Origin of the sequence: Capnocytophaga sputigena (assembly GCF_002302495.1) — a bacterium.
Taxonomy (GTDB): domain Bacteria; phylum Bacteroidota; class Bacteroidia; order Flavobacteriales; family Flavobacteriaceae; genus Capnocytophaga; species Capnocytophaga sputigena.
Window position 1 is genome coordinate 1,667,553 of the sequence record NZ_CP022379.1, and the last position, 12,100, is coordinate 1,679,652.

The window sequence follows — 12,100 nt, forward strand, 5'->3', positions numbered from 1 at the left end:
CAATGTAAAACATTTTTGGACATCCTCTTATAAAATAAAAACTTTTATAGATAGCCGATTTTCTTCGTAATTCGTAATTCGTAATTTCCAGTCCTTATTTGTTTTATTTATAAATAATACGTACTTTTGCGCCCGATTTTAAGATTCCTATATGAAAACATTGGGTGTTTTTATACTTTTATCTTGGTTACCTACCTCTTTTGCTTTTGCTCAACAAAATGAACAACAGAAAGATACTATTCAAAAATTAGACGAAGTAACGGTATCGGCTCAGCAAATATTAGGTAGCAAGTTTCAGGCGCGCAACCGTACGGGATCAGCGTATTACATCTCTCCTCAAGAAATTCAAAAAATGGGCTATACTGATATCAACCGTATGCTCAAAGCCGTCCCTGGGGTGAATGTGTACGAAGAAGATGGTTATGGCTTGCGACCTAACATCAGTTTGCGAGGTACTAAAGCAGAGCGAAGTGAGAAAATCACCTTGATGGAGGACGGTATTTTGGCGGCTCCTGCTCCTTATGCAGCCCCTGCGGCTTACTATTTCCCTAATGCGGCTCGTATGCAAGCGGTGGAGGTGGTGAAAGGCAGTAGCCAAGTGCAATACGGTCCGTTCACTACCGGTGGGGCTATCAATATGGTATCCACGGCTATCCCAACTAAATTTTCAGCCAAGCTAAGTGCTTCCAGTGGAACTAACAACACCCTTAAAACGCATATCAACGCAGGCGACAGTAAAAAACACTTCGGCTATATGGTGGAATATCTCCGCTACCAGTCCGATGGCTTCAAACATTTTGAAAACAAACAAAATGCAGGCTTCAAACGCAATGATTTGATTGCTAAATTGAAAGTGAATACTGCTAAAACCGAAGGGGCTAACCACTCTTTTGAGCTGAAAGTGGGCTATGCCGATGAAGATTCTAACGAAACTTATGTAGGTCTCACCCAATCCGATTTCGCCCGAACGCCTTTCTTGCGCTATGTAGGCTCTCAAAAAGACCACCTCACAACCCGACACACCCAGTGGGTGGGCACTTACCTTCTTCAGTTTTCTAACCGACTAAAATTTACTACTCACTTCTATTACAATACCTTCTTCCGCAATTGGTACAAACTTGAATCGGTGAAATACGGCACTTCAGCCAACGAAAAACGCACCATTGGGCAAATCCTTGCCGACCCCGAAACTAATGCTCCTTATTTTGATATACTTTCAGGTAAAACCGATAGTCGCGTGTTCTACAACGATTACGAACGCTTGAAGGACAACCCTGGGCTATTTGTGCGTGCCAACTACCGCAACTATTTCTCTCGTGGCGTGCAAACCAAAGCAGAATACAAAGCGATATGGGGCAATTGTTATTTAGACAATGAGTGGGGGCTGCGTTACCACACTGATGAGGAAGACCGCAACCAGTGGGACGATATCTACGCAATGAAAAACGAGCAAATGCAACTCCTCTGGAAAGGTCTGCAGGGCAGTCAGGCGAATAAGATAACCCGTGCCAATGCCTTAGCGGCTTATTGGCTTTCTAAACTGACTTACAAACAGCTCACTGTAACTGCGGGCTTGCGCTTTGAACATATAGAATTGTTAGAAAAAGATTATACTACTGCCGATACCCGCCGTACAGGGCAAAAACGCATAGAAACTACCAATGTAGCCAATGCCGTAATACCTAGTTTGGGGTTGCACTATAATCTTTCCGATTGGCTATCTACTTTTGCTGGTGTACACAAGGGCTTTTCACCCCCAGGGGTGAGCAAAGAAAAGCGTGTGATGGACAGAAATGGTAACATCACCCTACTCACCGAAAACCAAAAACCCGAAAGCAGTATCAACTTTGAAGCGGGCTTGCGTGTGAATTACAAACAACTAAAAACTGAATTGATAGGTTTTTACAATCATTACAGCAATATGTTGGGCAGCGACCTTGCGGCTATGGGCGGTACAGGTACCCTCGAACAGTTCAACGTGGGGGAAGCTGTCGTGAAAGGAGCTGAGTTTATCGTACAATACCAGCCATTCCCTGAGGAATCTCCTATAAAAACCCCCTTACAACTCTCCTACACCTTCACCGATACCGAGATGAAAAACTCTTTCGAGAGCAACTCTTGGGGGCGAGTGATTGCAGGTGACGAAATTCCTTATATCAATCGCCATAGCCTCAACTTGAGTATAGGAGCCGAGTACAAAAAATACGAACTGAATATAGGTATTCGCTATAATGGTGCTGTGCGCACTGAACCAGGGCAAGGACTTATCGCCGAACGCCATAAAATTCCAGCCTATACCATTATTGATGTTGCTGCTAAAGCGCATTTCGCTCGCCGTTTTACCCTTACCCTAAACGCTATCAACCTTACCAATCGCACTTATTTGGTATCCCGTCACCCTTCAGGATTGCGTCCAGGGCATCCTTTAGGTATTTTTGGTGGTATCATTTACAAAGTAAATTAACGATGAACAAACTGTCATACATATTTCTTTTTCTCCTTGCAAGTCTATCTGCTAGCGCTCAAACCTTTACCCTCAAAGGAACGGTGAAAGAAACCAATGGCACTCCGCTGTTGGGTGCGACGATAGTGGTGAAAGAATCACATATAGGCACCAGTACCGATATGGAGGGGCATTTCAGCATCAAAGCGCAAGTAGGGCAAACCCTTGAAGTGAGTTATGTGGGAATGAAAACCCAACGTTTCAAAATCAAAGGGGAGAGCCTGCAAATCGTACTCCAAGAAGAAGCCCAAGCTTTAGAGGGGGTAGTACTCACGGGCTACCAAAAAATACAAAACCGCGTATTTACAGGGGCAGCTGCTTCGGTGAAAATGGACAATATCAAAATGGAAGGCGTTGCCGATATATCACGTATGCTCGAAGGGCGTGTGGCTGGGCTTTCTATCCAAAATGTAACGGGCTCTTTTGGCTCGGCGCCGCGCATCAATATTCGCGGGGGAGCTTCTATCATAGGCAATGTGCAACCACTTTGGGTAATCGATGGCGCGATTTATGAAGATTTGGTGTCCCTCAGTCTTGATCAATTGGTTTCGGGTGATGCGGTTACCTTAGTGAGTTCGGCTATTGCTGGACTCAACGCTACTGATATAGAGGATATACAAGTGCTGAAAGACGCATCAGCTACCTCAATGTACGGAGCGCGCGCCCTCAATGGGGTGATTGTTATTACAACCAAATCGGGCAAACGCGATACGCCTAACCGCATTACGTATAGCTACGAACAGAGTTTTCGCACCATTCCGTCGTATAAAGATTTTGACTTGCTGAACTCGCAAGAAACGATGTCACTTTTGCAAGAGATGAACAGCAAAGGCTATTTCAACCTGCAAAACACCCTCTACGGCAGGCGCAGTGGCATTTACTACCAGTGGTATAAGGGTGTGAGTACCATCAATCCTAATACCGGCAATTACTACTACCCCAATACGCCAGCAACTCAAGCTGCCTTTATGAGAGAACGCGAATACGCCAATACTGATTGGTTCAAACATCTTTTTTCTATCAACCCCATACGCAGCCACACTATTACATTTAACGGAGGAGGCAAAAACAGTACGAGTTATGCTTCTTTGGGCTATTATCACGACAGTGGCTGGACGATTACCGATAATGTGAAGCGCATCACTGCCAACCTCAAAAATACTTTTTATATCAACGACCAACTAAAAGCTACCTTTACTGCCGTAGGGAATTTGCGCAGTCAGAAAGCCCCTGGCACTTTTGCACAGCGTAAAAATACAGCTGTAGGTGCTTTCGAGCGTGATTTTGACATCAATCCTTTTTCGTATGCTTTAGGTACGTCGCGCACCTTGCGACCTAAAGATGCACAGGGTAATTTGGAGTACTACCGCAACAATTGGGCGCCTTTCAATATTTTGGAGGAATATCGCAACAACTATATGAAAATCGATGTACTCGACTTCAAAATACAAGCTGAAGCCTCTTACAAGCTCAATCCGCATTTAGAAGTTACTGCTTTAGTATCCGCGCGCCAAGCACAAACACAATCATCGCATTACATCACCGAAAATTCTAATGTTATCAAGGCGTTTCGCGCCAATGAAACCCCTCAGGTAGCCAATGATAATATCTATTTGCTCAAAAATAAGGACAATCCTTTAGCGCCTCCACAAATAGCGCTCACCAATGGGGGTATTTTCAATAAAACGGAAACCTCTCTCAAAAGCTATATGGGGCGCTTGGCGGTTGATTACCACCGCACCTTGCACGAGCACCACGATCTCAAAGCCTTTGGTTTTGCCGAAATTCGCTATGCCGACCGCACTGTTACGCCTTTCCAAGGCTATGGCATTCAGTATGATCGCGGCAATCAGGTGTTTACCAATCCGCTGATTTTCCAAAAACTCCTCAACGAGGGCAACAACTATTTTGCGCTTACCGAGAAGTACGACCGTGGCATCACCTTTTCTGCCAGTGGTACGTATGGCTATAAAGGTAAGTATATCGCCAATGCCGTGCTGAACTACGAAGGGTCTAATACCGCTGGTCGTGCTACGCGTTCGCGCTGGTTGCCTACGTGGAATGTGGGGGCAAAGTGGAATATAGACCGCGAAGATTTCTTCAACAGCAAAAACATCAGTACCCTTGCCCTGAGAGCCAGTTATGGGCTTACTGCCAAAATGAATGAGCAAGCGATAAATTCTTATAGTGTATTCCAAAACTATGTGCAAAACCGCTACCGCTTTAGCGATAGAGAGAACGCCTTGCGCTTGCTGCACTTAGAGAACCGTGACCTCACTTGGGAGAAGATGTACGAACTGAATCTCGGTGTCGATGCAGGATTTTTCAACAATCGCATCAGTATGTCGGTAGATATTTATCAGCGTAATTCATTCGACCTTATCGACCTGATTCGCACCTCGGGCATAGGCGGTGAATACTATAAGTACGCCAATTTTGGCGATATGCGCACCCGCGGCATAGAGTTATCTCTGAATACCAAAAACATACAGCAGCAAGATTTCCAATGGGCAACTACTATCTCGTTCAGCTATATGAACCAAAAGATTACCCGTTTGCTCAACACCCCCAACACTTTTGATATGGTATCGGGTACAGGGCGCGGTAATATCGTGGGGTACCCTAAAGGATCATTGTTTTCGTTCAACTATCAAGGGGTGAACCACCAAGGTTTACCTACCTTTGATTTTGGATTGTATCCGCTCAACAACCGCGCAAATGCCAATGTAGTAGGCGCTGATTTTCTCGACACACAGTACTCAAAATCTTACCTTATCTATCACGGATCGGTAGAACCCAATGTGATTGCAGGGTTCTCTAACACTTTTACTTATAAAAATTGGGAAGCTTCTTTCTTTATCTCGGCGCAAGCGGGGAATAAAATCCGTTTGAACCCTACTTTCGATCCCGCTTTTGGCGATTTGAATGTTTTTTCTAAAGAATATTACAACCGCTGGTTGCATCCTTACGATGAGCTCCGTACCGAGGTACCCTCATTGCCTTCACAGAGTCTTATCAACCTCATTGGCAAGGAGAATATAGAGCGCGCTTATAATACATACAACTATTCTCAAAATCGCGTAGCCGACGGCAGCTTTGTGCGTATGAAGAGTATATCATTGGGCTACCGCGTACCTAAAAAGGCTTTGGAACGCTATGGTATGAGCAGTCTCACGGTGCGAGCGCAAGCCACTAATCCATTCCTTATTTATTCCGATAGCAAACTCAACGGTCAAGATCCTGAGTATTACAAGTCTGGAGGGGTATCATTGCCTACCCCCAAACAATATACCTTGGCATTCCAAATAGGATTTTAATGAATTAACAATTAACAATTGAAAATTAATAGTTTAAAACTGAATGAAACATTTAATTTACATATTTTCTTTGTTATTGCTAAGTTGCAACTATTTAGACAAAGACCCCGATGCCTCTCTAAATGTTCCCCTCGATTCGGAAGAGAAAATAGCTGAACTCCTTACTGGGGCTTACCCCGATGCGAGCTATTTCCCTTTCCTCGAAACCCGCACCGACAATGTAGCCGAACGCGAAAATGGTGTGCATACTCGTTTGAACGAAGCGATGTACCGCTGGGAAGATGAAGACCAAGAAGACCTTGATGCACCTTTGTTCTATTGGAATAGTTGTTACCGAGGCATTGCACAAGCTAATAAAGCCTTAGAACTTTTAGCTCGTTATCCCAAAACCGAACGTGTAAAAGCGCTTTATGGCGAGGCTTTCTTGCTCAGGGCTTACCTGCACTTTATGCTCGTGAATATTTGGGCAGAGCCCTACAAAGGCGAAGCCTCTAAAAACGATATGGGGATTCCTTACCTCACTACGCCCGAGAAAAACGCTTTGGTAGAATACAATAGAGGCACTGTGTATGAGGTCTATCAGAAGATAGAAGAAGACCTAAAATTAGGAATTACCTTAGTAAGTGATGCCTATTACGCCAAACCTAAGTTTCATTTCAACAAGCGTGCTGCTTATGCTTTTGCCTCGCGTTTCTATCTGTTTAAAGGCGAATGGCAAACCGTGATAGACTATGCTAACTATGTACTTACGCAACCTAAAACGCAGTTGCGCCACTGGAAAAAAGACTATTACGATGTGTATGCTTTCAATAATCGTCCGTATCTCTATCAGCGTTATACCCAGCCTGAGGAAGGAGCTAACCTACTCATCACCACTGTGCAATCGCGTTGGGCAAGAGAGCTCCCAACAGCTAAGTACGGCTTTACTACCCAACTGATGAACAATAACGCTGCCTACTACACGCCAGCGACCTCACTTACTCCCGTGTACAATGGGATGTATATCGCCAAGTTTGATGAGTTGTCGCTCTTTGGTAGCACTGGTAGCAAACCTACTGATTTGTACGTGTCGAACGTACTATTTACTACCGATGAGGTGATGCTCAACCGTATGGAAGCTTATGCAATGCTCAAAAACTACAACCAACTGCTCTTAGAATATCGCGAATTTCAAAAAATAAAGTTCGATAATCCTCGTAATATCACCGTGGAAGACCTCATCGCCTCTACCGATGACGATTATCGCAACTACTCGCCTTTCTATGGGCTTAGCATTCGTCAGTTAGGAGCAATCAAGAATATCGCTTTTTTGCGTCAGTGGGAATTTATGCACGAGGGAATGCGCTGGTTAGACATCAGGCGTTTTTATACCCCTGTAAATCGCACTAATGAACCCCTCCAAAAAGAGGATTTGCGCAAAGTGATACAACTCCCCATAGAAGCCATCAACCGCGGTTTGCCTGCAAACCCGAGGTAAGTTAAAAGTGAAAAGTGAATAGTGAAAAGTGAATAGTGCTACATTGTTTTTAGAGTATGTTATGTAGGGGTGTTTTGCAAACGCCCATACGAAAAATACCCCTTTTATATGAAAAACCTTTTAAAAATAACACTCATTACGGTATTAATCCTCACAGTGAGCTGTCAGCGTGAAAAACTCTCTACACAAAGCGTTGTAGATACCGAAACCGCTCAGCAAGCCTATACCGATTTAGACAAGTGGATAGAAACCAATATCACCTTGCCTTATGGCATTGCTGTGGAATACCGTTGGGACAAGAACACTGCCCCTAAAGGCACCTATACCTATCCTCCTGAAGTGAGCAAAGTAAAACCGGTACTCGAGGCTATTAAATACCTATGGCTCGAACTCTATAGTGAGCCCTCTTTAGGAGGGGCTAATTTCTGGAAAGGAAAAGCTCCTTTAAAAATATACCTCTACGGCGGTAAAAACATCGATGGCAACGGACAAGAGCTCATCAATAGCAGCACAGTAGGGCGTGAATTTCATTTGTATAACATCAATAATTTCGACCCACGCGACAAGAATAAAGTATATGTGCTAATGCGCATTGTACATCACCAATTCGCTCGCTTATTAGGCGATGAGCTATACCCTTACGACCGTCAGGCGTTTTTGAATATCAGTCAGAAGGATTATCGCGCAAGTTCTAACAAACAGCTATACGGCTTCCCTAATGATGATACTGCCCTTTATGCCTTGCAGTATTACCCCAAAAAGCGTGACTTAAACAACTGCAATAGTGCCTTGCCTTTTCAGTATTTTGCATCGCTTACCCAATGCCAAAATGCACACAACCAAGCAGGTATAGATGAGGAATGCTACTATTGTAATTTTACCCAAAGCACGCCCAATCACTACGGATTTATCACTTTTCAAGCAATGCTTTCAGCCGAAAACGATTTTGCCGAGATGATAAGTGTACCCCTCACCAATCTCAATACCCAGATAGAGATAGCCAAAAATATTGCTAAGACCCCTATAGATAGCACTGATGAAGAAGTACAACGAGCAGCCCTATCATATAACAACCTACTCAAAAAAGAAGCTTTCATCGCCGATTATTTCAACAAAAAAGTAGGGTTCAGTCTGAAACGTTTACAGCTCTTAAGTCTCCAACGCCTCAACCGTTTTAATAATAGGTAAAAGTGAAGAGTCTATAAAATAAATGAATCATATATGAAATATCTTTTAACAACAGCATTTATTGCGCTTCTTTTGGCATCTTGCCAAAAAGACCACAATGTTTTTGAGCAATCGCCCTCAGAGCGAATGCTTCAGCAGCGCATTGCCTTGCAAAAAGAACTTACCGAAGCGCCCTACGGCTGGAAAGTGCTCTACTTTCCCCGTACTGATTCATTGCTGTTTGCTACCCCCACCAAAGCTGAAAAACGAAGTGATTCGCGTTATGTAGAAAAACTCTTAAACCAAGGTTTTGGCGGTTTCTATTTCCTGATGACCTTTCACAAAGACAATACAGTAGCCATACAAGCCGACACCCATAGCGAAACGCTGCAAACCGTCAAAACAAGTGAATACACCCTTAGCCAAGAGGCGCAGTTACAACTGTCGTTCACTACCTATAACTACGTTCACCAATTGGTAAACAACCGCTTTCGCGCGGCTACCGATTGGCTGTATGTAGGTAAAGACACCTTGCAGAATATGGTCTTCAAAACAGCCTCGTATGCCGACCCTGCCCGCGAGTACATTGTGTTTGAAAAACTCAAAACAGCCAGCGATAAACAACAGTTCTTGCAAAAAGCCTATAACAACCGACTCTTTTTCGAGCAGATGCAAAATCCTCAAATAGTCATCAAGCGGGGGAGCAAAATCTACTACCAAAGTGATGTATACCTAAAAGGTAATAATTTTGGGCTTAACACGCCTTTCTTAGAGGGATTTGTTGCCAATAGGTATTACGTGTTTGAGTACCGCACCAATCCGCAGGAAGACCCCTCAACAGGTAGGTATAAAAGTCAGTTTATAGGATCGGGCTATGTAGGCACTGAAAGCGGACTCACCTTTAGAGCAGGCTTGCGCTACAACAAGTCGATTATATTCTACGATTTTGTAAGAGAAGACAACCGTTTTGTAGCCCATCATCGTGATAGCAAAGGAATTGCCACTGGCTACACTGCTGAAATATTTGAAAATTGATAAAATGAAATATATAAACAGTATCATTGCGCTTTTGCTGCTCATAGCATGCAATAGCAAAGAAGAAGATCCTACTCCAGAGGATTACCAAAAGCTATTTCCTTTCAAAGGAATTGAAAAACCTACCATTAACTACGAAGATCTCGTGCATAAACAATGTGATATCGAACATTTTGTATACCCAAGTATTGATGCCCCCCAAGAAGCACGTGAGTATATGGTAACCCTCACTTATCAATGTCAGCGAGGAGAAGGCAATGTTCGTGACCCACGCTATTATGTGTGTTATGTAAATGCCAATAAAGAGCGTGTGGTACTCAGTGCCACCACTACGGCACAAACGCTTACCTTTACCCTCCCTTCAGGTTATCCGCTGTATCTCGGTGTGTATGGAGGGGGAGAAAGAGAATCGCGCGTGAGTGCCCAGCTCACTGCGGTAGATACCCAAGGAGTGGTGAATATCCCCACCTTGCAGTACATTGCAGCCCAAAACACCGATGGTACCGATAATATAACCCCTTATTGCGAATATATAGTATTGCCTTAAGATGATGAAAACAAAACACATACTATCATATTTTTCACTGCTGTTGATTGCAATAGCTTGCCAAAAAGGCGAAGGTGAGACTGTGGAGACTGCTAATATCTTGCGTCCGCAAGCTGATATCCCCTACACTTTCAGCCGCAATGGGCAGTCGAGCGTTGATGAACACAGCGTGAGCTTGTTGCGCGAACCTTTGGAGATTATCGAAAGGCGTTTGCTCAATGGTGCTATTTCTAATTTTACTTATGACGAAATTCTGCGTTACTACAATGAGGGGACTTCCTACGTAAAACCCGCTGATGAAGTAGCCTCCTCACCTTTGGCTGCTACTGCCCAAGTGAGAGAAGATGTAAAAAATCTCTTTCTCGTAGCCAAAAATATTCCGTTGCGCGAAGCCCAACAAGGCGTTTCGGGTGATGCTGGCAGAAGGGTAGGCGATGCCGATCGCGTGTATGTAGACGAAAAAGGCATTGCGCCTGCACAAGTGTTTATATACACTATAAACGGAGCACTCTATTTAGATAAGATCCTATTGTACCATTTAGACGAACGTTTTTTCTCCGATGCTACCCTGCGCCGTGAACACCAAAACGTAGTCTTGCCCGCTGGTGAGAACTACACCCAACTCGAACACCATTGGGATTTGGCTTATGGCTATTTCCTGCATCTGCAATCGCTCACCCAGTCCGATGGAGTAGCTGCTTTGGCAGGCGCCGAACGCAAAATCCGCAATGCTTTTGTACAAGGGCGCATAGAGTTAGGGCGCTATCGCTATGAAGCCTTATATGAGCAAATGCGCATCATTCGCAAAGAACTCTCCAAAGTGATGGCTATTCGCACCATTCACACCCTTACGGGAGCAAATACCCTTGCCAATTACAGCGAATCGCCTAAGCAGGCTTTCAAATACTTGTCGCAAGGCTATGGATTCCTATACGCATTGCAATTCACTCGCAAACCCGATGGCAGTCTTTATTTCACTTACGACGAAGTAAAAGCCCTCCAAAACCAACTTATAGCAGGCACCGGACTTTGGAATAAATCCCGATTGTTAGCCCCTGCCGAAATTGTAGGGTCACTTAAAAATATCACACAACAAATCGCTGAACGTTACCAGTTATGACAAAAAATATACTCTTATGTCTCTTTGCCATAGTGCTATGCGCCTGCGAAGACAAAACAGATACCACCGAGCCTATCAAAATAGGCACCGAGAGCAGCTCGCTCACTCAGCTCACACTCTACCCTCAGAGTCAGCACGATATATTGCTCTCAGGGGGCAACCACAAGTACATAGTGAATGTTGCGAACAGTCGTTTGGCGAGTGCTTCTATCAGTCAGGATACCCTGAAGATAAAGAGTTTTCAAGAACAAGGAACTACTTATGCAATCATTCATTCACACGACCAAACCGCGCGCTTGGAGATTAACGTCCGCCCTAACGAACTCAGTTTTTCAGCTGATGAAGTAACCCTTGCCCCTACCGATATCAATAAAACCATACGCTTAGGCGGCGGTGATATTGTGAGCCTCACCACTACCGACCCCGATGAGGTGATGAAAGTTACTTGGAACGGCAGTAGTGGGATTGTAGAGATAAGAGGCAAAGCCGAAGGGGTAGCCACCCTTACCGCTACCTCGGCAGGACTCGCCCCAAAAGAACTGAAAGTGAAAGTGCGTTGTATAGACGAAAAAGGCTTTCTCAATCAGTTGGGCGTATACCAGAACACCAGTCGCTCACTTAGCCAAGCTATTAACCCAGCACGTATTGTTAAAGACCCTACCACAGGCACTTTCTTTTCGGGGCGCGCTACTATCAATGCGCTTAACAATTGGTATTACAAAATTCCGCCTATTGAGCATCCAGTAGCAGGCACTTATATCAATTTACTCATCGAATACAAGAAGTTAGGAGGAGTAGCTACTCGCGAAAACCTTAAATTTTATGTAGAAGAAGTGCGTACCGCTACCCAAGAAGTAGTTTTGCGCGGTAAAACCCTAAAAATAGTAGTGTCCTATTACAATTGATAATTGACAAAAAACAAACCTATAGAGTC

At 44.1% G+C, this 12,100-nt stretch carries 8 protein-coding genes; all 8 read left to right on the forward strand.

What is annotated here, in order from left to right; translation table 11 throughout:
* Window positions 1-151 precede the first annotated feature (151 nt).
* The 8 genes from CGC57_RS07295 (at window position 152) to CGC57_RS07330 (ending at window position 12,071) form a co-directional block, all read left to right on the forward strand.
* Window positions 152-2,464 carry a TonB-dependent receptor family protein gene (locus CGC57_RS07295; protein WP_095898600.1) on the forward strand — a complete coding sequence of 771 codons (2,313 nt, stop codon included), beginning with the start codon at window positions 152-154 and terminating at the stop codon, window positions 2,462-2,464.
* Window positions 2,465-2,466: 2 nt separating this feature from the next.
* Window positions 2,467-5,820: a SusC/RagA family TonB-linked outer membrane protein gene (locus CGC57_RS07300; RefSeq protein WP_095898601.1), complete on the forward strand. Its 3,354-nt coding sequence runs from the start codon at window positions 2,467-2,469 to the stop codon at window positions 5,818-5,820.
* A gap of 43 nt (window positions 5,821-5,863) precedes the next feature.
* Window positions 5,864-7,297, forward strand: coding sequence for a RagB/SusD family nutrient uptake outer membrane protein (locus tag CGC57_RS07305; protein WP_095898602.1), 1,434 nt, complete (start codon window positions 5,864-5,866; stop codon window positions 7,295-7,297).
* Window positions 7,298-7,405: 108 nt separating this feature from the next.
* On the forward strand, window positions 7,406-8,485 hold the full coding sequence (locus CGC57_RS07310; protein ID WP_095898603.1) for a putative zinc-binding metallopeptidase: 1,080 nt from the start codon (window positions 7,406-7,408) through the stop codon (window positions 8,483-8,485).
* Window positions 8,486-8,518: 33 nt separating this feature from the next.
* Window positions 8,519-9,499 carry a DUF4302 domain-containing protein gene (locus tag CGC57_RS07315; RefSeq protein WP_095898604.1) on the forward strand — a complete coding sequence of 327 codons (981 nt, stop codon included), beginning with the start codon at window positions 8,519-8,521 and terminating at the stop codon, window positions 9,497-9,499.
* A 4-nt stretch (window positions 9,500-9,503) separates the two neighbouring features.
* A complete protein-coding gene (locus CGC57_RS07320; protein ID WP_002681255.1) occupies window positions 9,504-10,046 on the forward strand; it encodes a hypothetical protein in 543 nt (180 codons plus the stop codon).
* 4 nt (window positions 10,047-10,050) lie between these two features.
* Window positions 10,051-11,166 carry a DUF4856 domain-containing protein gene (locus tag CGC57_RS07325; protein WP_095899482.1) on the forward strand — a complete coding sequence of 372 codons (1,116 nt, stop codon included), beginning with the start codon at window positions 10,051-10,053 and terminating at the stop codon, window positions 11,164-11,166.
* Complete coding sequence (locus tag CGC57_RS07330) at window positions 11,163-12,071, forward strand: hypothetical protein (RefSeq protein WP_095898605.1); 909 nt, start codon at window positions 11,163-11,165, stop codon at window positions 12,069-12,071. Before CGC57_RS07325 ends, CGC57_RS07330 begins: the two co-directional genes overlap by 4 nt.
* Window positions 12,072-12,100: the final 29 nt, after the last annotated feature.